Origin of the sequence: Prevotella sp. HMSC077E09, from assembly GCF_001814685.1 — a bacterium.
Lineage (GTDB): Bacteria > Bacteroidota > Bacteroidia > Bacteroidales > Bacteroidaceae > Prevotella > Prevotella oris.
The window spans coordinates 1-24,516 of the sequence record NZ_KV817502.1; the positions used below are offsets into that span (position 1 = coordinate 1).

General features: G+C 44.5%; 15 protein-coding genes. 8 read left to right on the plus strand and 7 right to left on the minus strand.

Features of this window, described 5'->3' with window-relative positions; all coding sequences use genetic code 11:
• Positions 1-617: 617 nt before the first annotated feature.
• On the minus strand, positions 618-1,958 hold the full coding sequence (locus HMPREF2983_RS01855; protein ID WP_004378434.1) for an MFS transporter: 1,341 nt from the start codon (positions 1,956-1,958) through the stop codon (positions 618-620).
• A 164-nt stretch (positions 1,959-2,122) separates the two neighbouring features.
• Entirely contained in the window at positions 2,123-3,148 is a 1,026-nt protein-coding gene (locus HMPREF2983_RS01860) for a LacI family DNA-binding transcriptional regulator (protein WP_070666128.1), read from the minus strand.
• 287 nt (positions 3,149-3,435) lie between these two features.
• Here HMPREF2983_RS01860 and HMPREF2983_RS01865 point away from each other — a divergent pair, with 287 nt between their 5' ends.
• The 4 genes from HMPREF2983_RS01865 to HMPREF2983_RS01880 all read left to right on the plus strand — a co-directional run bounded on the left by HMPREF2983_RS01865 (position 3,436) and on the right by HMPREF2983_RS01880 (position 10,875).
• Entirely contained in the window at positions 3,436-6,555 is a 3,120-nt protein-coding gene (locus HMPREF2983_RS01865; RefSeq protein ID WP_070666131.1) for a SusC/RagA family TonB-linked outer membrane protein, read from the plus strand.
• A gap of 19 nt (positions 6,556-6,574) precedes the next feature.
• Positions 6,575-8,215 (plus strand): RagB/SusD family nutrient uptake outer membrane protein, encoded by a 1,641-nt coding sequence (locus HMPREF2983_RS01870; RefSeq protein WP_070666134.1) that lies wholly within the window; start codon positions 6,575-6,577, stop codon positions 8,213-8,215.
• 69 nt (positions 8,216-8,284) lie between these two features.
• On the plus strand, positions 8,285-9,451 hold the full coding sequence (locus tag HMPREF2983_RS01875) for a SusF/SusE family carbohydrate-binding protein (RefSeq protein WP_070666137.1): 1,167 nt from the start codon (positions 8,285-8,287) through the stop codon (positions 9,449-9,451).
• Between the two features lie 26 nt (positions 9,452-9,477).
• Positions 9,478-10,875, plus strand: coding sequence for an Outer membrane protein SusF domain-containing protein (locus HMPREF2983_RS01880; protein WP_070666140.1), 1,398 nt, complete (start codon positions 9,478-9,480; stop codon positions 10,873-10,875).
• 631 nt (positions 10,876-11,506) lie between these two features.
• On the opposite strand, the gene HMPREF2983_RS01885 is transcribed toward HMPREF2983_RS01880, so the two are convergent.
• The 5 genes from HMPREF2983_RS01885 to HMPREF2983_RS01905 all read right to left on the minus strand — a co-directional run bounded on the left by HMPREF2983_RS01885 (position 11,507) and on the right by HMPREF2983_RS01905 (position 19,593).
• Positions 11,507-12,487, minus strand: a complete 981-nt coding sequence (locus tag HMPREF2983_RS01885; protein WP_070666143.1) for a DUF4999 domain-containing protein — start codon at positions 12,485-12,487, stop codon at positions 11,507-11,509.
• Between the two features lie 12 nt (positions 12,488-12,499).
• Positions 12,500-13,669, minus strand: coding sequence for a DUF1735 and LamG domain-containing protein (locus HMPREF2983_RS01890; protein ID WP_070666146.1), 1,170 nt, complete (start codon positions 13,667-13,669; stop codon positions 12,500-12,502).
• A 105-nt stretch (positions 13,670-13,774) separates the two neighbouring features.
• Positions 13,775-14,845, minus strand: a complete 1,071-nt coding sequence (locus HMPREF2983_RS01895) for a glycoside hydrolase family 18 (RefSeq protein WP_070666149.1) — start codon at positions 14,843-14,845, stop codon at positions 13,775-13,777.
• 87 nt (positions 14,846-14,932) lie between these two features.
• Complete coding sequence (locus HMPREF2983_RS01900; protein ID WP_070666261.1) at positions 14,933-16,453, minus strand: SusD/RagB family nutrient-binding outer membrane lipoprotein; 1,521 nt, start codon at positions 16,451-16,453, stop codon at positions 14,933-14,935.
• Positions 16,454-16,470: 17 nt separating this feature from the next.
• Positions 16,471-19,593, minus strand: coding sequence for a SusC/RagA family TonB-linked outer membrane protein (locus HMPREF2983_RS01905; protein WP_070666152.1), 3,123 nt, complete (start codon positions 19,591-19,593; stop codon positions 16,471-16,473).
• A 1,066-nt stretch (positions 19,594-20,659) separates the two neighbouring features.
• Here HMPREF2983_RS01905 and HMPREF2983_RS01910 point away from each other — a divergent pair.
• The 4 genes from HMPREF2983_RS01910 to HMPREF2983_RS01925 are packed head-to-tail and all read left to right on the plus strand — an operon-like array spanning position 20,660 to position 24,514.
• Entirely contained in the window at positions 20,660-21,904 is a 1,245-nt protein-coding gene (locus HMPREF2983_RS01910; protein WP_070666155.1) for an MFS transporter, read from the plus strand.
• Entirely contained in the window at positions 21,904-22,455 is a 552-nt protein-coding gene (locus HMPREF2983_RS01915) for a bifunctional nuclease domain-containing protein (protein ID WP_070666158.1), read from the plus strand. The genes HMPREF2983_RS01910 and HMPREF2983_RS01915 overlap by 1 nt, the downstream gene beginning before the upstream one ends.
• Positions 22,452-23,174, plus strand: coding sequence for a 16S rRNA (uracil(1498)-N(3))-methyltransferase (locus HMPREF2983_RS01920; protein WP_070666161.1), 723 nt, complete (start codon positions 22,452-22,454; stop codon positions 23,172-23,174). The genes HMPREF2983_RS01915 and HMPREF2983_RS01920 overlap by 4 nt, the downstream gene beginning before the upstream one ends.
• The gene (locus HMPREF2983_RS01925) at positions 23,171-24,514 is read left to right on the plus strand and encodes a DUF4836 family protein (RefSeq protein WP_070666164.1); all 1,344 of its coding nucleotides are present in this window, start codon (positions 23,171-23,173) and stop codon (positions 24,512-24,514) included. Before HMPREF2983_RS01920 ends, HMPREF2983_RS01925 begins: the two co-directional genes overlap by 4 nt.
• Positions 24,515-24,516: the final 2 nt, after the last annotated feature.

A 24,516-nucleotide genomic window follows, 5' to 3' on the forward strand; every position in this document is an offset into this window, starting at 1 on the left:
GACTGTCGCATTTACTAATTTAAACTGCACTTCATAGCTCCACCAAATAGAAATGGAAACTCCATTTTTCCGTTTGTGCGAGGCCATTTTATGGCTTCGATGACTCCGTTTTTATCTTCTTGCTGTGCAACTCCATTCACCATGCACTGCATTTTGACGCAGATTACACCGCTATTTGCACCAAATTGCGTGGTAATCTGATGCAGTTTGGAAGCTCATTTGATGCAAATTGCATGGATTTTCAACGTGAATACAGGGCGTTATTTGAATGCAATTTCATAACAACCTGATAGTCAACATATTGCAAAATCATAAAAATGAGGCGTATTTGAGACAAGAGTGCGCCTTCGGTTTAAATTTACAAATTTAATGAAAGTAATTGTAAAGTTAATTGATAAGATTTAACCTATTTCCCGCTTGTCATGATTTTCAATCTTCTCCTTACTGTAAAGAGAACTTCACAGACAACCCTATCCTGTGCCGTGACATAGAGATAACGCAACATGCACATACAACTTACTACGCCAAACGAGAACAGGGAGAAGCATCGCTGCCCCTCCCTGCCATGTAAGAATACTGTAAATCGTAACTCCTTACCTATAATTCATGAAACAAAATCATTTGCTTTCCTTTATCGTCAGTACGCTCAGCGCACCCAATACCAAGCAGACTGCGGCCACAAACATCATGTTGGTCTGGTTTGAACCCACCAAGAGCAGCAGACCACCGCCACAAAGTGAGGCTATAATCTGGGGCACACAGATAGTTCCATTGAACAGTCCGAGGTAGGCACCCATATGTCCATAGCCCTGAAGAGCATTCGTAACGAAGGTGAACGGCATGGCCAACATCGCGGCCCAAGCACAGCCTATGAGCAGGAATGAAACGAACTGAACGTAAGGATGATGGATAAACGGCACGAGAGAGAAACCTACTGCACCAAGAACAAGACTCACAATATAGCCCAACTTGCGGTTCTTGAACTGTGGAAGTACCATGGCCCAGATCACACTTCCTACTGCCTGGACAGCATAGAGCATGCCAACCCAGTTGCCGGCTTCCTGATAAGCTTTGGAAGTTGAAGCGTGGGCATCCTGCATGTCGACTCCCCAACAGGTGTCGGCAATAGTGCCATTGGCGTAAACCCACATGTACATGAACGCAGCCCAGCAGAAGAACTGCACCAATCCGACACGCCAAAACGTGGCAGGTGCCTTCTTCAACAAGGTCAGCCAATTGCTTTCCTCTTTCTTTTCGTCCTGAGCCACCTTGGTCTCACCGTTATATCGCGCGTAATCCTGTGGGTTCCACTCTTTCACTTTGAGCGTAGTATAGAGCACACAGAGTATCAGTATGGCCGCTCCGCCATAGAAAGCCCAGATGACAGAGTCGGGAATTACACCCCTGGGGGCATCATTTCTAATGCCGATTTTCGTCAGGAAGAAAGGGAAAACAAAGCCCACGATACTGCCGGCATTGCAGAGAAAACTCTGAATACTGTAGGCTAAGGCTTTCTGTTTTCCGTTGACCATGTCACCAACGAGCATCTTGAAAGGCTGCATGGCCATGTTGATGCTCGTGTCGAGGAACATCAATGCAATGAGTCCGAATATCATGGCAGCTCCCAAGGTGAGCCCTAACGACCCGGCATTGGGCAGCATGCACATCACGAAAACAGCCATGGCAGCCCCTATAAATAAATAAGGTATGCGGCGACCGAAGCGACACCATGTCTTATCACTCAGTGTTCCGACGATGGGTTGCACCAGAATACCCATCAACGGGGGCAATATCCAGAAATAACTAAGGTTGTGAGGGTCAGCGCCGAGCGTGGCGAAGATTCTCGAAATGTTTGCACTTTGCAGGGCGTAAGCTATCTGTACGCCGAAGAAACCGAAGCTGAGGTTCCATAACCCCCAGAACTTCATGTCAGGTTTTTGTGTCAATCCGCTATTCATTTTTATTGTTTTGTTTGGTTCTTTCTGTCTTTATTGCCAATGGTATGGCCGTTCATGCTGTGAAATTCACAGGCTGATATCATCTCATAAAATTCAAAGTTCAACGCTCAAAGCTCAATATCTAACCCCTCAATGTTCAAAGTTTAAAGTTCAAACCTCAAAGCCTATCGCGTTGTTCCCCTCACAATCAGGCGTGTTCTGACGACGCGTTTCTCCACCTTACCCTTGGGGATGGAGCCTTCTGCCAAGCCAATGAGAATGTTGGCGGCCTCTTCTCCCACCACCATTCCACGCTGTTCGACCGTCGTAAGCATAGGATCACAGGCGATAGCTCGCTGCCCGTTGGTGAACCCGCAGATGCTGATATCATCGGGAACGCGTAGCCCCATGCGCTTAGCGGTATAGAGAATACCGATTGCAGTGTCGTCGTTGACGGCGAAGAATGCATCAGGACGGTCGTCATCGGCCAAGATGTCAGGTGTGATAACCTCGGCATCTGTGCGGTTGTCACACAGTTTGACAAACCGTTCATCGGGCTGTAATCCCTTATTGACCATAGCATCATGATAGCCATTATAACGGTTTTTCGTAATCTCAAGCTTCATGGAAGAGCCATAGAAAGCAATCTTTCGGCATCCCGTATCAATGAGATAGTTCACCGCTGTATAGGCTCCCATGTAATCATCTACCACGACCCGGCTGCAATTGACACCTGTACAGATGCGGTCATAGAACACCAATGGCACGCCATGGTCAATCAAATGCTGGAAATGATCGTATTGAATGGTGTCCTTAGCCTGCGACACAATGATGCCACAAACCTTGTTTTCATAAAACGACTTGCATATTTCTACCTCGCGACCATACTTTTCATTGCTCTGCGCTACCATGATTCTATAGCCTCGGGCAGATGCTTCTTCCTCAATACCACTAAGAATTGAAGAGAAATAGAAATGCGTAAACTGCGGGATAATGACGCCAATAACCTTGACAGGCTTCGTGCGACTGTTGCGCAAACTCTCTGCAATGACATTCCGAAAGAAATGATGTTCTTCTGCAAAGGCCTTGATAGCCTCGCGTTTCTCCTGGCTGATGCGGGGGCTGTCTTTCAGTGCGCGCGACACCGTAGCCACCGAAACACCAAGCTCGCGGGCTATATCTTTCATCGTTATAGGCGAAGTTTCTTTCATGGTTGGTAATTAGTTACGCAACAAAGATATGCAAAACTACAAAAAGTTTCTCGATTACTTAAGTTTTAAACAACAAAAGATTATGCAAACGTTTGCGCAACTTTACAAATAGATTTAACGTTAAAAAAGAAGAAAGTTGGTCAAACAAAATTACTTTTGCAGTATAAACCTAATGACAATATGCTATGTCATGAAAGCAACAACTAAGCAAATAAGAAAACGAAACGTGTTGCCTAAACGATAAAATAACAAATAAATATACTAACGTTAACTTAAATTCAAAGCAAATGATGAAGCAGGTAAAATTCAAATTGCCTCTGAGGAGTCTGGCCATTGCCGGTGGTCTGTTCCTTTCTGCAACGGCCTTTGCACAGTCAGGTTCTGTCAGAGGTCAGGTCAAGGATGCTTCCGGAGAGCCTATTATCGGTGCCACGATTATGGCAAACGGTAAACCCGTGGGCGTAACCGACCTTGATGGAAACTACGTTGTGAATGTACCTCAGGGCACAGAAATTACGATTACCTATGTCGGTATGACCCCAAAGAAGGTTAAGGCAACCGACAATCTCTCTACAACTCTCGAAGATGATAACAAAACACTCAATGAAGTTGTTGTTATCGGATATGGTGCCGTGAAGAAATCAGACCTTACCGGTTCGGTAAGTCAAATTCAACCGGACAGCAAGAACAAAGGTCTTGTTGTCAATGCACAGGATATGATGCAAGGCAAGATAGCCGGTGTGAACGTCACAACCGGTGGTGGTGTACCGGGTAGTGGTGCCAGTATCCGTATCCGTGGCGGTTCTTCGCTGAACGCGTCCAACGATCCGTTGATTGTGATTGACGGTGTTGCAATGGACAACAACGGCGTACAGGGACTGTCAAATCCTCTCTCTATGGTCAACCCTCAGGACATTGAAAGCTTCAATGTGCTGAAAGATGCTTCGGCAACTGCTATCTATGGTTCGCGAGGTTCCAATGGTGTTATCATCATTACGACCAAACGAGGACATGCCAACCAGCCTGTTAAGGTGTCGTATGCCGGTAGTGTGACGATGAGCATGAAGAAAAAGACACTCGATGTGATGACCGGTGACGAGTATCGTGAGTTCATCAAGAAGACCTATGCAGGCAACCAGCGTGAAGCTTTGGCGCTTTCGCTTCTTGGAAAAGCCAATACCGACTGGCAGAAAGAAATCTATCGCACGGCTTGGAGCCATGACCACAACGTCACAGTGTCGGGATCTCAGAGCTTAGGAAACCCAAAAGAATATCTTCCTTGGCGTGTTTCTGCCGGCTATACCAATCAGCAGGGTATCGTGAAGACCTCTAAGTTTGAGCGCTTCACAGCTGCATTGAACCTCAATCCACACTTGCTGAACGATCACCTTACGCTCAACATGAATGCCAAAGGCATGGTTGCCAAGAACCGTTATGCCGATGGTGACGCTATCGGTGCAGCTACACGCATGGACCCAACTCAGCCTGTTTATGACACAACTTCAGCTGACAAAGATAACTTCGGAGGATATTTCGCATGGCGTGGACCCGGTGCTTCTCTCAATGATCCGACTTATCCTTTCAACAAAAACAGCCTTGCTCCCAACAACCCTGTTGCTGACTTGATGCTCAAGAACGACCGGGCTACAAGCCGAGACTTTATCGGTAATGCCGATGTTGACTATCAGGTACACGGCTTCGAAGACCTCCGCTTGCATGCAACTGCCGGTGCTGACATTGCAGAAGGTAAGCAAACTACAGACGTTGACCGTACATCTCCGTTGGCTTTCTACTTTGGTTCTACCGGTTTCAAGAAGTCGTTGAAGCGCAATCTGTTGCTCAATGCCTATGCACAGTACTATCATGACTTCAAAGATAAATATCAGAACCACTTTGATATCATGGCTGGTTATGAATGGCAGCACTTCTGGAGAAAGGAAACAAAACGCTACCTATCTTATTATCCAAAGACAAACAGCGTGCATCCGGGTGAGCTTAACAGCGATTCCGGACAGGACTACAATGGTGATGGCAAGAAAGAAGACTACAAATATATGACAGAGAACTATCTCGTTTCATTCTTCGGGCGTGCCAACTGGAACTGGATGCAGCGCTATTATCTTACGGCAACTGTCCGTGCTGATGGTGCATCACGCTTCAAGAAGCACTGGGCTACATTCCCATCTTTCGCTTTCGCATGGCGCGTCAAAGATGAGAATAAGTTCAAAGAGATTAAATGGCTCTCTGATTTGAAACTGAGATTAGGTTGGGGTATGACCGGACAACAAGAAGGAATCGGCGACTATACCTACTTCGATATCTATCAGATTAACACAGGAACCAACAACTATTATCCTTTAACAGGTGACGGTTCAATGGTTCGTCCCGATGCAGTTAACAAGGATTTGACTTGGGAAACCACCACAACTTATAATGTAGGTCTCGACTGGGGTATCCTTGATCAGCGCCTCACAGGTAGCATTGATTGGTACTTCCGCAAGACAACCGACCTGTTAAACACGGTATATGTGCCCGCAGGTTCTAACTTCCGAAATCAGGTTTCATCGAATATCGGTAGCCTTACCAATACGGGTATCGAGGCAACTTTAAGCTGGACAATCCTCAATCAGCAGAATTCTAAAGACTGGTTCTGGAAAGTTGACTACAACTTCACTTACAACAAGAACAAGATTACGAAGCTAACCGGCGGTAGTTCAGACTACTATGTATCACCGGGTGGAATGGGAATATCCGCTGGAACGGGTCTAAACGTAGGCGCACATAAAGTCGGTTATCCTGCAAACTCATTTCTTGTATATCAGCAAGTGTATGATCAGAACGGCAAACCTATCGAAGGTGCTGTCGTAGATCGCAATGGAGATGGACAGATTACAGATGCCGACCGCTACATCTACAAGCAGGCTGCACCTCCTGTTACTATGGGCCTGTCATCTCGTTTGGAATATAAGAACTGGGACTTTGGCTTCAGTTTCCGTGCCAACATCGGCAACTATGTTTACAACGACAAGTATGCTGATCGTTCAAACATGAACCCTGCCGAGATTGTTTCACCCTCCAACTATCTCTCAAACCGTCCTCGTGCACTCCTGTCTGACAATTGGCAGACCTACGATGAGCGTGCTTTGCTGAGCGATCGCTGGATCCAGAATGCTTCATTCCTGAAACTTGACAACGTTACTTTAGGCTATAGTTTCAGCAAACTGTTCAATACAAGCATCTCAGGTCGCATTTATGGCACCGCTTCTAACCTATTAACGATTACCAAATATGACGGCATTGACCCTGAAGTTACAAACTTTGTTGACGGCAAATGGGTCATGGGAATTGACAATAATGTATATCCACGTCCGATGTCATTCATCCTTGGTGTCAACCTCAACTTCTAATTTTTAAAGAATACACAGTATGAAAAAATCTATTAAGAATATACTTCCAGCTGCAGCACTACTGCTGTCTATGGGATTGAGTTCTTGTATAGGCGACCTTGATGTAACCCCGATTGATCCTAACAAGAACACTAAAGCTAATCCCGATCAGCTATTTACCAAGTGTTACGCTGACCTCGCTTTAGCGGGTCAAAGTGGACCAGATGGAGACTGTGATATCGATGGTTTAGATGGTGGTACGACTGGTTTCGTACGCCAACTATTCAATACCAACGAGCTTCCTACAGACGAAGCAATCTGTAACTGGGGAGATCCTGGCATAGCAGAGTTCAATTATATCAGCTTCGATTCTAACCATCCAATGGCTAAAGGCTTTTATTATCGCCTGTATTTTGGCGTTACTATCTGCAATCAATACCTTGCAACCTTTGCTAAAGTGGATGAAACGAAGACAGCAGAAGTGCGTTTCCTGCGTGCATTGAACTATTATTATCTGATGGATCTTTATGGAAACGTGCCGTTTACAGAGCAAGTTTCTGCTGCAGCTGCACCTCAATACACACGCAAACAGATGTATGATTACCTTGAGAAAGAGTTGCTTGAGATTGAACCGAAACTCTCTGCAGCCACTCCAAAGAAATCAACCGAAGCTGGTTATGGCCGTGTTGACAAGGCTGCTGCATGGATGTTACTGGCTCGTTTGTATCTCAATGCACAGGTTTATACGGGAACAGCACAGTGGCAAAAGGCTGCTGAATACGCTAAAAAGGTAATGGATTCCAACTATAAGCTTTATACTGGTGCGACAAAGAACGGCTGGACGGCTTACCAACAGCTCTTTATGGGCGACAATGGAGAGAACGGTGCTTCTGTCGAAGCAATCTTTCCAGTACTTCAAGACGGTAAGAAGACTGCTTCATTTGGTACGACTTTGTTCCTCATGGCCAGCACATTCGATGCCGGAGTCATTGTAAATTCGAACGGAACTGCAGGTAACAACACGTCAGAGAACTGGGCTGGTAACCGCGCTCGCAAGAGTTTGGTCGACAAGTTCTTCCCCAACAACAACGCACCTTACGTTCATGCCAACCAAATGACTGCTGCTGCAGGTGATGACCGCGCCCTCTTCGATGCATTACAAGCCGATGGAAACAAGCGCAACATAGACCAGGCAAATGCTGATCAGGTAAGTGTTTTCTCCAATGGTTTCGCAGTTGCCAAGTTCACTAACTTCCATTCAGACGGTTCTGCCGGTCATGATGCCAAGTATCCGGATACCGATTTCTTCCTGATGCGTGTTGCAGAGGCCTATCTCACCTATGCAGAAGCAACGGCACGCCTAAACGGTAATCAGACGACAGCAGAGGGAACAGCTGCTGTTAACGCCCTCCGCAAACGTGCACATGCCCAAGAACGCACCGGCGGAAGCTATACTTTGGACGACATTCTCGATGAATGGAGCCGTGAATTCTACTTTGAAGGACGTCGTCGCAGCGACCTCATTCGCTTCGGACGCTTCGGTGGTAACAACAATTATACATGGCCTTGGAAGGGTGGCGTGCATGAAGGAACGCAGATTCCTGCTACAAAGAACATCTACGCCATACCTACAAACGACAAGAATGTCAATCCAAATATCAAACAGAACCCTGGTTATTAATTCAGAATATATAAGGGAAGGAGACTCGTTCTCCTTTCCTAACCAAACAACATTTTAAACTGAATAACAATGAAAAATATATTAAAGTCAACCTTGTTACTCATGTGCGGAGCCTTTATTTTGGCCTCATGTGCAGACGACAACGACTCTAATCCGGTGCTTCAGAAGCCTACGAAGTTCGTCTTGAACACGCCCGCATTAGCAACAAACGGCACGTACGACCTCGCCAACTCATCGACAGTAGAGTTCACATGCACACAACCTGACTACGGGTTTCCTATCACAACGAAATACACTATCGAGGTAGCGACCAAGGCCGACATGTCGAATGCCACCACAATGAGCAACAGTTTCAAGACTGCCAAGATGCAAGTTGACGCAGCAGAAATGGCAGCTGCACTGACCGAACAGGCCACAAAGGAAGGTAAAACCGAGGCCGATTTCCCTATTGACATTCCTGTTTATGTGCGTGTGAAAGCCACTCCACTGACTGCCATGGGCTCTGAAATCGACAGTTTGAACCACAGTTATGCCATACAGTCAAACATTGTGACGCTAAAACACGTTCATCTGGCCTTCTCATTGCCTCCGGTAAGTCTTCCTGAACATATCTATATTACGGGTAGTTTCAATAACTGGTCATGGGATAATCCATTGGATATGGTTATGGTTAATGGCGTTGACCACGTCTATTGGCATCTTGTTTACATTGACGGAACGGGTATCAAGTTCAACACTGCCAAGAAATGGGACGGCAACGAGAAAGGCTTTGCCGGCATTACTGTCAATGCTTCAAGTGAATTGGGCAGCGAAATCAAGGATGCAGGAGGCAATATTGCCTCGTCAAATCCTGGCTGGTATCTCATGATTGTAGATGCAAAGGTAGTAGGACGCGATATCAGTTACGACGTGACCTTCAATAAACCAAATGTATATCTCATTGGTACTGCCACACCAGGAGCATGGGCAGAGGAGCAACCTGATCAGGTTTTCACGGTTCCAACCACGAAAGATGGTCAGTTCGTTTCACCTGCTTTCGCCAATAACACAAGTGGTGACTCTGGTCTTCGTGTGTATGCAAAGATTCCTGGTTACGACTGGTGGAAGTCTGAGTTCATGGTATTCGACAAGAAGATCAAGTATCGTGGCAACGGAGGTGACCAGGAACGTGTCAATGCCACGGCCGGACAGAAGCTCTATCTGAACTTCACTTCTGAAACCGGAGAAATCAAGTAATCACCTAACAGATAAAGTATAACACAATGAAAAAGTTATCATTATATATCACACTCGCACTTGCAGGCCTCTTCATGGGGGCTTGCAGTGACGACTACACGGACTGGACAAGTCCTCAGTCGAATGCACAGGAAGACGCCATCACCTTTCCCGACTTCAAAGCAACGGCCGTGAAAGCCTTTGACTTGAATAATCCCGGTGCTCAGGTAAAGACCTTTGCACTCAACGAAGCTGCCCTTCCGGAGGGTTATAAGCTTGCCAATGCACGCATAGAACTAACGGCCGACGGCGTGGCCAATGCCAAAACTACAACTGTAAGCACTACCCTTGCAGGTTTGGCTGACAGTGCTACGATACAGAAAGTGGTTTCTGAAGCGTTCGGACTCCGCCCTATTCCCCGCACACTTAATGCACATGTATTTGTCAACGCCATTAAAAACGGACAAGCAGCTTATATCGATGCAGGTACCGTTAAGGTTGTTGCAACACCTAAAGCGCCGAAGATTGACACAGAATACTATCTGACTGGTAATATCAACAACTGGGAGAACAGCGACAACACGTATGCTGTGAAGAACAGTGGTGCCGATGTTTACACCGATCCTGTATTCAATATCACGCTCACAGCAGCGCAGGTTGCAGGCCAAAGCAAGGTAGAATTCAAACTCACACCAATATCCAAAATTGGCACAAAGGACTGGAGTGAGTGTATCGCTGCAGCCAAGGAAGATGGCAAACTTGTTGGCAACAATGCAGGAGGCAACATCAGCTTCGACGTTGTTCCTGGCGCAAAGGTATATAAACTCAGTTTCAACCTGCTCGACCAGACATGGACTTGCACTCCGTTGAGCTTTGATGACTATCTTTATATGGCTGGAGATGCCAACGGTTGGAAGCATATTGACTATCTCTATGGCAAGGAACACGACGGTAAGTACACAGGCTACATGTATCTGAACAAGAATGGTTTCAAGTTCTGTACACAGCCTTCATGGAATGGTGACAACTATGGCGCAGGCCTTTCTACTGCAGGTGGCGACATCACCATAAGCGAACCAGAGGGCTACTACAAAGTAGATGTCGACCTTGCCAATTCTACGATGAGCCTCACTGCTATCACTCGCATCGGCGTTATCGGTGATGCTACTGTAGGAGGTTGGGGAAGTGACCAGGCAATGACCTATAATGAAGCTGACCGTGCATGGGAAATCAGTAATATTACACTGACTAATGGAACGATAAAGTTCCGTGCCAACAACGATTGGAAGATTAGTTGGGGCGGCACTGTTAACAGCTTGACGACCGACAATGGTGATAATATTACAGTCACAGCAGGCACTTACAACATCAAACTCTATGCTTGGGCAGATGGTAAGGGCAAGTGTGAGTTGACTCAGGTTGCACCAGCTAAGCAAAACAAATAATATGAAACGAGAGTCTGTTTTGCAGTACTTTCATTCATGATAAATAGGGAGCAGCCATCGGATTTGACATTCGATGGCTGCTTTTTTATGGCAGCATCCTTTAAAGTGTGTAACTTATCTTTCTTTTATCTGTTTGGAAAAGCCATTCAAGTATTGTCCTGATTTCACTTTCAGAAAGTCGTCCTCTTACGATTTCTGAAACGTTTTCTATTACTGTTATGGGAAGTAAACATAGATTTTCTACTCTGTTCAACATTCAAATTCTTATCAAATTTATCAATAATACAGAAAGTTTCTATAGGTTTGTCTTGGGTTATCATCGCTTAATTATTTTTAAGTTATTGATTTTCAACTATGGAATCACAAAAGAACAACGAGTTCACTAACTTTTACAAGGACTTTCTTAACTCGAATTCGTGTAAAGATAAGAAAAATGACTTACACTTTCTTATAGGACTGTACCGAATAACCTAAAACTTATATAGAGCTGGAGTAAAATATATCTAATCTGAAAATGAAAGGTGCATTCGTTAATTCGAATGCACCATACAGAAGTTCAATTAATGTGTTGGGATAGAAATAAATTTATCCCCCCATTAGAAAATAAAAATAATTATCATATCAACCAAACCTATTCATCTGTACCAAACAGATTGAATTCAACAATACTAACACGACCTGTTGTAGGCATTTTCAAGATACTATATTTAAGATAACGTGCCTTAGGGCGACTCAAAAGTGTGATATTCTGATATCCACCACTCGTTTGAATAGTTCCCAACGACTTCCAAGTTACATTATCTTTCGACACAGCCACCTCAACTTCTTGGGGTGCATATCGGTTGGTAGTCCAAGACCACGAGGTCGTATTAATGCCTGTGATTGTCTTCACTCCACCTACATCAATCGTGATAGTGAAGCCTTGACCACTGCGTGCGACATCCGTCCAATAGTTTCCATCGATAAGATTCGTGCCAGGATTTTCTGCTCCTTCACTTAATGTAATCGTCCATGAGCTTCTATCAAGCACATTATTAACTTCAGGTTCTCCCATCTTCATCGTTTGCAGTGCTCCTTTCTCGATCTTAGCCGTGAGGTCATTGAGATCGGGAATGGGCGAAATATAAGTGTTTGCTTGCGCTGTTTCAATGCTCGTCAGTGCCACATCGAAGTTCAAGCTAACTTTCTGCTCATTCTTTTTCAGTTCGTTGATTTTGGTTGCCACAATATGGAACGTATCAGAATGTTGCTCACCAGCTTTGATAAGGATTTGTGAGGTTTCAATCTTTTTGCCCGTCTTATCTTGCAACTCCAATCCTACATTGGACGCCTTGGCATCACGGAGTTCTATATTCACACGCACATCTTGGCTTGTGGGCTTCTGCGTTTTAACCACAAAGGGCATGTTAACTCCTGCGGATAGTCCTTCGTCCGTATGATCAATACGGAATGTCTTTGGTGAAGGTGTTAAATAATCCACGCGTTGCAGATAGACATAAGTGGCAGTCCACTCATCTTCAACCGCATCGTTATCACTATGGCATCCGCTCAATAACAATAAACTTGCTATGATGAAGCCACTCATTTGGAATTTATTATATTTGCATTTCATAACTTTTTATTTTTATTTCCAGTCTGTATGCTCATCCGTAGACTTAATTCCTTGAACCCAAACAGGAGTCACATCCGTGGTGAGCGTGTGTCCTTTTCCTGTTGCATCTTTGAAAACATTACCAGTCCCCTCGTTAAATCGCCAATAAGCTTCTAAGCCTTTTGCCTTCGGGCTCACGGTTGATTGGTTTTTCTGTATTTGTGTTTCGGTGCGACAAACCGACCATACGCGGGCTTCGGTCATCAGAATTTTACAGCCACCCCAACGGCTAAAAGGATCGTCGCCTTTGGTAAACCATTTGAATTGCTTGAAGGTTGTAGCCCCAGCTGGAATATCTTTGACACCAGCAAAAGCACCATTGATATACAAACGATAGTGAGAGCCGTCGCAAGTAAGTGCCAAATGCTGCCATTTATTAGGTACGAAAGAGAACGTAGGGTTCATATAGATGCGGTTTCTACCCACGATTTGCACCAAAGAGTGTGCCTTATGACTGGCATTATTGCTTTGTGGATCTTCAAAACGAAGCAGTACAAAGTTGGGTTCACCGGGTCCATTGTTCAGAAAAACAGCACGGTCACGGTTACCCGTATTGCTCACTTGAAATTTCACCTCTATTGTATATTCATTATAAGTTTCATCACCCTTAGGCATTGCAGACTCCAACATAGCAGCGCCTGTAAACTGAGGAAGTGCCGAAGTGATTATAGCTTCTGTTGTAATGACAAAAGAGCCGGTCTTTGTCATAGCGGGAATATCGCTATCTTCGCTGACAAGACGTATGGGAATGGCATAACTTTCGCCAATCATTGCCTGTGTCAAAGGCTTAATATTAATTTTAACAGGAGCTATCGAGTATTCACCTTTGGGAATGACTACTTCTGAAGGCATTGTGAAAGCGCCTTCAGGGAGTGGCACATAACTTGTTCCCTGTTGCTCGTTATATTTATTCAACAGTGCAGTATCAACAACTATTTTCAACTTACAATCGTGCGGAGCCTCCTTCGTAAGGCACGGTGTAATCTCTGTTGTCGCACCATCATCAGTGATAATCACCTTTGCACTTGATGCCGTCCGGCTCTCATTGATGAAAGCACTATTATCAAGTGTTTTGTAATCTGCGTCATTACAGGATATAAGTAATATCAAATTACACAATAACATGTATCGAATCAGTTTCATAAGTCTATCATTTTAAAATTCATTTTGTACGGTATGAGCAGCTCAGCTTTCGTAATAGCTGAAGAAACCATACACTATAGAGTTACTCCATACCGCTTTTATTCATTACCTCACAGCAGGATTTTGCGCCTGAATAGCTCTCCTGAAATACTTATAAGAAGGATTGTTTACAGCTTCTCCGTCAATATGATAGGCACCAAATCCACCCTTCATATAGCCATTCAGAGGTTGCCAGCGTGCAAACCCCTCCAATGATCGATAGGGAGTTGCATGCCCGTCACGCGTTGTAAACGGGTACCCTCCATTCAAACAGTCTATGGCACTCTCCAAATTTTCAGTCATCACATATCGGTTTGTGATTTCCTCTTCGGTCATAACCGACTTGAATTTATCCAAACCGATTTGCAAACGGCCGTCCAAGTTGGCTTCCTTTGCAAAATAAGCCTGTATCACATAATAGCTGATGTAAGGTGCTGTTTTCGCATGTAAAGTCTGTGGTTCACCGTCAACGATGAGCAATTTTTCCGGATTGGGCGACTTAGGGCCAATACTCTTCCCAAGTTCTGTAATGAAAACATGCATCAAATCGTTGTTGCTTGCCAACTCTCCTCCGTAGCCATAATGGGGTTCAAAGTCGATATCAAAACCATCGTAATGATACTTATTGATGGTGTCGATAAGAGCATTAGCATATTTCCGGACAGCAGCTTCCTGCTTTTCCACATTACCAGATTCCCATCCCCAAAACTTATTTCGGGTCGCTTCGTCGGTATCATATTCTTTAGGTGTAGCATGTTGTCCTACATAACACGTGAAACTGCAGAACAAAACCTTTGTTCCTTTCACCTTTTGCACAAATTCAAGATCTTTCTTTTTGCCTTCTGTCAAATTGGTAGAATTGTCCCAGAGTGACACAACATCCATTGAATCGGGTAGTCCTGCCAACATGTTTGTAGTAGAAGCGCCGGGATTACTCCAACCTCCAAACCAACCGAACGAAATCGAATGCTTGGTCTTTTTCCACTCTCTGAGTGCTTGATAATAGGTCTCTTTCTTGGCAATCTCCGTGTTTGAGTATTGTGTCATCTGCAAAGCTTCTGCATCTGTCCAGTCACTACACGCGAATACTACCATGGAAAGACCAATCAATGATAGTGCTTTAAAAATACTATGCATAATGTATACTGTTATTCGTTTATAATTTTAAGCGACTCCTTTCGGACATCATGATATTTCCTCTGATAGTCCATAGAAGTCTATCGTTTAGTTTTTCTTTGCCCACGGCAAATCAGTAGCTTCATTATCTGCACCATTCAACAGCTTCACGGCATCTTCATAATTTTTTTTATTCAGATCTCTTTCCGTGTCAGGATAGTGCAAACGGCGCATACCTCGCTGTACATTGGTAATTACCTGTGGGTTCAGATTGTCCAATGAAGGCGCTAATTCAGGGAAGCCTGTACGTCGATATTCAGCCCAAGCTTCAAGCCCCATGGGATACATTGCAATCCATTTCTGGGTGATAATACGCTCCAAGTTCTGATCACTTCCCCCTGCATTCCACTGAATTTTAACTGTCGTATTACGGTGATAGTTATATTTCGAACCGCGGGGATCATTCGCATGACCATCAGGTGTAGCCGTATTATTGTTGATATAGGCTTGAATTGCGGTAGCATCAACACCATATTGCTCCATAGAAAGTTTGATTCCTTCTTCATAAAAGGCTTGTGCCGTTCCACCAACATTCCAACCTCGCAACGCACATTCAGCCTTCAGGAAAGCCACCTCTGCTGCAACACAGATAGGTAATGGCGAAGTTGCTTGAAGCTTTGGTAAAGAATAACCTGCCACATCTTGCTTTTGGAAAGAGGCTTCTCCCGTACGCATTCCTATATAGCGGGTGGGTTCGAAAGCTGAAGTCATGAAATAAGCAGCACAACGAGGATCACCGTAGCCATTCATATAATCCACAATTGAAGAACTTACACGAAGATCGCCCCAACCTGTAGAAGCCAACTGGTATGGATTTCCCTGCACTCCGGGAGACATCAAGGCATTGTATTGGTTAGCATCTATCAAGCCTGCAGGACTCGTGCAAATTTGTTCTGCTGCTGTTTGGTTGCCTATTCTGACCGCTGCACGCAATGCAATGGAGTTTGCCAAGCGTGCCCACTTGCTGTAATCACCACCATAAAGCAAATCATTCGCAGCCAAAGGATGTGATGTAGGATATTGCTTGCTATATTGATACAATATGTTGGCTGCAGAGGTTAAATCGGTAATGACATGTGCATAAACATCTTCAACCGATTCATAAGCCGTGTTAAACTTTCCATTAGCAATGCTGCTATAGGGTATCGGGCCATAACAATCGCACACTCTCATCAGCACTGAGGCTTTCAACAGCGTTGCCATAGCCCAGAAATGACCAGACTTGTGCGTAGCTTTCTCTATGTCATAGAGGTTAACGAGTCCTTTAAGAGGCGTATTAAAAGGTATCGCATTCCAACCTTCCGAGGCATTAAAAGTATCAAAATTTTGTCCTCCCCAACGGTTAGAGCATGTCATATAGCCTCCTAACGCGCCAACCATCTGATCAACCATCTGTGAATTGTTCTGTTGGACAAACATCAAAGGCTCCATCATTGCAGGGAGTAACATTGTCGGGTCGGCTTTATAGACAGCATATTTGTTCGTATTGTACTCTTCAAAATTGTCAGTACAGCCGACAACACCTAAAGTGAGGAAGAAGAGTCCTATTATTTTGCTTATATTTTTCATAAGAATATTCACCATTTTTAGAATTGAACTTTAACATTAAAACCGATGTTCCGAGTAGAGGGCTGCATGAAATAATCAACACCCTGATAGTAGTTGCTGCTTGTTGATGCCGAGAGTTCAGGATCAAATGGAGCTTTACAATAAATCATCCAAAGGTTACGCGCCAGCAAACCAACTGACAAGTTCATCTTGTTGTTAAACCACTTCTTGGGGAAGTCATAACTCAAACTCAACTCCTGCAGGCGCACATTTGTTGCGCTATACAGGTAATAGGCACCATAACCACCTTCTGCCGTAGAAATTGTCTGATAGTATTTCTTTGCATCAACCTTAGCGAAGTTGACTGGGACACCACCATTATCGCGTGCATCTGCAGTTGCTTTCGAACCACCGTAGTAGTCAAGTATACCTTGGGTTGCAGAGTATGCCAAGCCACCTACACGTGCTGCAACAACAAAACCAAGCGTAAATCCTTGATAAGAAACAGAGTTGTTCCAGCCCATGTTATAACAAGGTGCCAAGCGACCAACCTTGCGCTGCCCCACTTCCTGCATACTCAGATTTCCCGAAGAGGGGTCTATGGCAATACTTCCATTAGGATCTCGCTTCAACTCATGCTTGATATAGATATCACTCATGGTACCACCTTCACGCAGGATTACTTGTGGAGCGACAGAACTTGCACCCAGATAAGACTTTTGGATTTCAGGAATACCCTGACTGTTTACACTTGCTTTCGACAATTCCTTAATTCTATTCTGGTTTAATGTATAAGTGAGAGTTGATGAAACTCCAACCTTTCCAAAAGTGTTGCGATAGCCCAATGCCAATTCTATACCTTGGTTCTGTACATTTCCACTCTGTACAATCTGCTCTGAATACAGAGAAGATGTACTCGTTTTGCCATAAATCGTTTGATTATAAGTGTTCGAACGATAGAAGGTTACATCTAAATTAATGGTATTTTTCAAGAACTTTGCATTCAGACCAAGTTCCCATGAACGGGTATTTTCAGGCTTCATGTGCTCTAACGGGGCAACATTCGACTTTTCCCACAAATGAGTTTGATTGTTGAAATGGTAGCTTGGATTTGAAAGGAAACGATCAAATGCCGATGCTACATTTGAATAAGAAGCGCGAACCTTTGCAAAAGTAATCCATTCCGGAAGTTTAGTCATATTTGAAATTACAGCCGATAAACCTACCGAAGGATAGAAGAATGACGACTGATCGGAATAAGCCAACTGAGAAGCCCAGTCATTTCGTCCCGTAACGGTCAGGTAAAGCATATCCCTATAGCCTAATTCTATCGAGCCAAAGATAGATTGTGTCTGGTCATGCCAACCTTCCTGTATCGTCTTATACTTATTGGCGTAGTTGATATTATTCATCGCAAAGAAGTTTGGTATCAGCAAGTTACCTGCACCACCCGCAGCTTCAAACACCTGATCTTTAATCGATGTGCCGATATTTGCAGTGAGATTATAATCTTGTCCAAAGCGCTTGTTGATGTTAACTATCACATCTCCGTACAGTGTTCGGTCGTGTTGCGTCTGATCTCCATAACCACCATTCGCATCAGAGATTGTCAATAGTGTTGAAGCATAGTTCTTATTCAACAGACGATATTCCGAGTTGTCAACCCGAACACGTCCTACAACATTCAGCCAGTCAAGCACATTCCACTTTAAGGATGCATTCAACATATAACGATGTTTATCGGTTGTGCGTTCCATTCTGTTTTGTATCCAATAAGGATTTTGCAAAGAATGCACACCTTCACCATAAGGCCAATACTGCGTCATATAGCCCAATACGGGATCCCAACGTTCATAATTACGAATTTCATTGAAGTCATCACCACGTGGAAAGAGGTATAATGCCGGCAGAGGGTTGTTATATTTTCCCTGAGAGACTATATTTGCATCTTTCTGCAGAATATAATTCGCGCCGAAATCCAACACGAGTTTATCATCAAGAAACGAGGTTGTATTGCGTGCCGTAAAGTTATAACGCGAGTAAGAATTCCTTGGAACAATTCCCTTTGCATTTGTTGTTGAAAGCGATATGTAAGTTTGGTTCTTGCTGTTACCCGTCGACAAAGATACCGAGTTTATGATATTAGAGCCGGTATTAAAGAATTTGGCGATATCAAAATCACCATTTTGCTTAGTTCCCCAACTCATCAGACCTGAGCTTGTGCCATAGCTGTTCTGAATTTTAGGCAGGAAAGTAGCACGTGAGAAAGTGCTGCTGTTGCTCACTGTGACTGTTGTCTTATCTTTACTTCCTCGCTTCGTATTGATAATAACTACACCATTAGCTGCATCACTACCATACAGTGCAGCAGCAGAGGGGCCTGTCAGCATGTTCACACTCTCGATATCTTCGGGGTTGATATCGGCAGAACTTTCGGAACCCATAGGGGTTGAATAGGCACCTTCACCACCACCAAAAGAATGGTTGTACATGGGTACACCATCTATCACATACAACACATTGTTGCTTTTCTCAATAGATTTTATACCACGCATCACTACACGCACTGCACTTCCAGCGCCACCGGCACCCGAATTGATTTGAACACCCGCAACCTTACCAACCAATGAATTCACGAAATTGGCATCTTTGTTGCGCGTAAGTTCTTCGGCCGACACTTTCTGAACATTATAACTCAAGGCTTTTTCAGCGCGTTTGATACCCAAGGCCGTTACAACCACCTGATCAATCGTGTGTGCCTCCGGCTTGAGAGTAATATTCAGATTACCGCTTCCTGTTACCTTTACCTCTTGAGAATTCATGCCAATGTAACTCACTGAAAGGACTGCACCTTTTGGAGCAGTTAATGTGAACTTGCCATCAATGTCAGTAATTACGCCATTGGCTCCGGTCTTACCACCTTTTATGCGAACCGTTGCACCAATGACAGGTTCACCTGCATCATCGACAACTCTTCCTGTTACCTTTACATCACCATTAGTTTGTCGTGTTTCCATGCTTTTTAGAACTGTCACATCCATAGTTGCAGCAATCAGGTTCCTACTGGAATTTCCAGCAAAGGCGACATGATTACCGGCAAAAACTTCCAGACAACAGCAAGACAGAAGAACACTTACCGGGAGGATTTTTCCTGTTTTCATTAGATTAATATATTTGTTAACATTTTAATTAGTTAAGAGAGCCTTAGTAATGGATATAAGGACATCTTATCACTATGGTATTGTTATTAATTATTTCGATATTTAGGTTTATGTTTGCAAATATAACATAAGAAGCTGTTACAATTTAATGTAATACATAAAATTTAGTGTTTATAAACAAATTTGTATGGTGATTTAAAATAAATTAAGCTATAAGAAAGGTTTACCATATCTAAATTATTAATTTATCTAAACTTATAATTTGAAAGCAAACCCAGAGAAAACGACACTTTCTGAAATAAAAAAGAGTAAGAAACAACATTAACACAAAGTTTATCCCGATAAAATAACGGAAGTTCTACATTCTTCTCCTTCAATAATCTTTTTGTATTTTACACATAATATTTTAAACAATTCATTCTCCTTAAAGTATCTTCTGTTTTTCATCAACTTTTCCACGACTTTTCAATAAATGAGAAATAAAAGGAAAGAAATTTAGAAACATCAACAAAAGAGAGATTTGATAATCAACAAGTTAACTTTCCTAAAAGCAACAACTATAACAAGAACAAGAATAATAAAAGAGGAAAAGAGAAAGAAAATATCCTCCCCAATCCTCCCAGAAGGAGGAAGTTCGCCGATAACAAGATTACCCATATCCCGAAAACGGCACACGACAATCGATAAGAGTAAAAGGACTGCCAGCGCCGCTGACCTGCAGGGGCATTGCAATCTGCGTCAAAACAGCGTGTAATCTGCATCAAGTTATCGTGTCATCTGCGTCAGATTGCGTGGTAATCTGCATCAAGTTACAGCGCAATCTGCATCAAGTTACAATCTAATCTGCAACTGATTAAAAACAAAGGAGCAGCGGGAGACACAACCACCCGCAATGACATCAAACAGGGAAGACCTCTGACGGGAATTCCAAACATAAGCTGTGAAGCATCAGCAAGATATCAAAGGCGAAAGGCGGACAAATGAGAACACCAAAGAAAAATAGCCTTTTGTTTTGCTATTCCACGCGTTTACCTTATCTTTGCAATCAAAAATAAAACCGAAAAAGATGAATCTTAAAATCAGACTAACCGTGATGAACTTCCTGGAATTTGCCGTCTGGGGAGCCTATCTTACCTGCATGGGAATTTATTTGGGCAACATTGGCATGGGTACACATATCGGAACATTCTATGCCGTGCAAGGCATCGTCTCTATATTTATGCCTGCTGTTATGGGAATTATAGCCGACCGATGGATACAGGCACAACGCTTGATGGGCTTCTGCCACCTGCTTGCCGGCCTATTCATGTTTGGCACAGCCTGGTATGGCTATCAAGCCGGCCACAATGCCAACTTCACCACGCTGTTCCTGCTCTATTCCTTGAGCGTCGCTTTCTATATGCCTACATTGGCATTGACCAATTCTGTGGCCTATTCTGCACTCACCCAAGCGGGCCTCGACACCGTGAAAGCCTTTCCTCCGATACGCGTTTTCGGAACCATCGGCTTCATCTGCACGATGTGGTTCGTTGACATCATGGGCTATAAGAGCACGCAGATGCAATTCGTTGTGAGCGGTGTACTGAGCATACTGTTGTTTCTCTACTCTTTCACGCTGCCCAAATGCGCTGTCTGCAAGACAGGACAGAAGAAGAGTCTTGTCGATGCTTTCGGACTCAAGGCCTTTGCACTTTTCAAGCAAAAGAAGATGGCTATCTTCTTCATCTTCTCCATGTTGCTCGGTGTCAGTCTGCAGATTACCAATGGCTTTGCCACTCCATTCATTGAAAGTTTCAAGAGCATACCTGAATATGCAGGTACGTTCGGCGTGAAATATCCCGTCATCCTCTACTCTATCTCACAGATCAGCGAAACCCTCTGCATTCTGATGATTCCGTTCTTCATGAAGCGTTATGGCATCAAGAACGTCATGCTCATCGCTATGTTTGCTTGGGTGTTGCGCTTCGGACTGCTCGGATTGGGCAATCCCGGTGGTGGAGTATGGATGTTCATCACTTCAATGATTATCTATGGCGTGGCATTCGACTTCTTCAACATCTCCGGATCGCTCTTCGTTGACAAGGCTACCGACCCATCGATACGTTCCAGTGCACAAGGACTTTTCATGCTCATGACGAATGGTATCGGGGCAACCGTAGGTTCATTTGCTGCACAGGCGGTCGTCGACAGCCACACCACTGCCGGCATAACCACGTGGCCCAGCTGCTGGTTCACCTTTGCCGGCTATGCCCTTCTGGTATGCGTCAGCTTCGCACTGATGTTCCGTCCGGGCACTAAATCAAAAGAATAATGGGGAAAATCAGACTGAAATTCAATAACATTTCCGAAATAGTCGGCACGATGGGCATTGGTGTTATCGTGCTGACTGACGAGGCTTTGACGCGCCAAATCTCCATCACATGCGATGAAGACATGATAAGAGCGTTCGGTCTTCGCATGGCCCACGCCCCGGGAGTAGACAAACTACTTGCCGAAGCAACGGGAAAACTGCTGAAAGAGACCGGACACATGCTTGAAGTATATATCTTCAACCTGACTGATGGGCAATATCGTACATTGCTGATAGACAATGAAACCAAGGCCGTGACCAACGTCAGAGCCAGTGACGGTGTGCTCATGGCATTGGCCAACGACCTGCCTATCTATATCGACGAAGCCTTGATGAATAGTCAGTCTACCCCCTTTGACATGGCAAAGACCAACCGAATGTCACTGCCTATCAATGCCCTGACCGATGAGATGCTGCAAATGGCACTCGACAAGAGCATCAAAGACGAGGACTATAAAATGGCTGAATACCTGAACGAGGAGCTGAAACGCCGCAAGAGTAAGGAAGCATGAAAGAGGAAAGATATTTTTATGTGCCCGATGCAGCCTCAACAAATGAACTTCCTGCTGAAGAAGCAACCCACGCTCTGCGCGTGCTTAGGCTGCAAAATGGCGATGACATGTATCTGATGGACGGCCGGGGAAACTTCTATCATGCTGAAGTGAGTCTGGCTACCCACAAGAAATGCCTCTACACTATCAAGGAGAACCTGCCTCAACAGAAGACTTGGCGCGGACATATCCACCTGGCCATTGCCCCAACCAAAAACATAGACCGCATGGAATGGCTTGCAGAAAAGGCCACGGAAATAGGCTTTGACGAGTTGAGTTTCCTGCATTGCGCCTTTTCTGAACGTAAAGTGCTGCGTGCTGACCGCATCGAAAAGATTGTCGTTTCAGCGGCCAAGCAGAGTCGCAAGCCGTGGATGCCACAGGTGAATGCACTTGAGAGCTTCAAGGATTTTATAACAAGACCACGCGAAGGACGCAAGTTCATTGCCCACTGCTATGAAGAAATAGAGAAAAAAGACTTCTTCAACGAAATCATGGGCGACAAAAAGAACGAGCAGATAACAGTGCTTGTTGGGCCGGAAGGTGACTTTTCGATTGATGAAGTGCAGTTGGCCATGGCGCAAGGCTACGAAAGCATTTCGCTCGGAGAGAGCCGACTGCGCACTGAAACGGCAGGACTCATGGCCGTCACCATGGCACAAATCTCTTTAAGATTATGAAGAAACTAAGTTATATGCTTGTCGGTCTGTTGCTGATTTGCTTGTCAGCCTGCACCGACAACAGCTATCTGAACGCCATTCCCGGCGAGAGTACAGCCCTTATTTCGATGGATCCTGCCCGAATGAGTGGCGTGAACAATGTGGCCGTACTCAAGACTTTACTCTACATGACGAATACCAACAAGAGCGGTATTGATGTCAGTCACAGGATTTTTCTTTTCGAATCGCCCGACGGGAACCTTGGTCTCTGTGCCAAAGTAAAGGATGCTGACGAACTGGATGAGACATTCAAAGGCCTCGCCGCTAAGGGCTTGTGTCCTAATCCGGTGAAAAGAAGAGGCTTTCATTTCACGGTTTTGAAAGACACATGGGTGGCAGGCTGGAGCGACCAGGCTTTCCTCGTAATGGGACCTGTCACAGCTGACGCACAGGCTGCCCTGCAACAGCAGATATCTCAATATCTGAAACAAGACGAAAACGAAGGAATCATGAGCAGCAGACTATATGCCAAGCTCGATTCTATTGATGCGCCGATGAGCATGGTGGCCCAGGCTGCTGCACTTCCCGAGCAGTTTGTTGCCCCTTTCACACTCGGAGCACCCAAAGGAGCAGATGCTTCGCAGGTGCTGATTGCTGCAGAAATGAATATCAAAGCACAGGTGATGCACATCAATGGCGAGACTTTCTCGTTTAATTCCCGTGTGAACGAAGCCTTGAAAGCTGCCCATAAGATTTACCGTCCCATTCAAGGCAAATACATTTCAGCCATGCCTCGCGATGCCATGATGGGCATGTTTCTCAATGTCGACGGTCAGAAATTCCTGCCTCTCATGCAGTCCAACAAAGGCATTCAGGCACTGTTGACAGGCATAAACACGGCCATTGACATGGATAATATTATTCGAAGCATCAACGGTGAAATGGCAATCATCACGCCTACGTATAGTTCGGACAGGCTTTCCATGAGTATGACGGCACAATTGGCCAACACCAACTGGATCAAGGACATTGACTATTGGAAACAAAGTTGCCCTGCCGGTGGGAGAATCCTTGATTGGAAACCCAATGCCTGGTATTATACGAGCGACAAAACCACTTTCTTTTTCGGCGTCAGCAATGACAAACAGTTCTTCAGCGGGAGTGATAAGGAAGAGGCAGAGAACTCCATTTACCCCGCCAAAGAGCAACTTGATGCTGCCATTCAGAAAGAAGTGAAAGGCCAAAAACTTGTGATGATTATCAACATGGCAGCCATATCAGAGGGCAAGGCAGGCGCCGTAACCACAATGCTGAAGCCAGTCTTCGGCAATATCAATACGATTGTTTATACCTTAAAATAGAG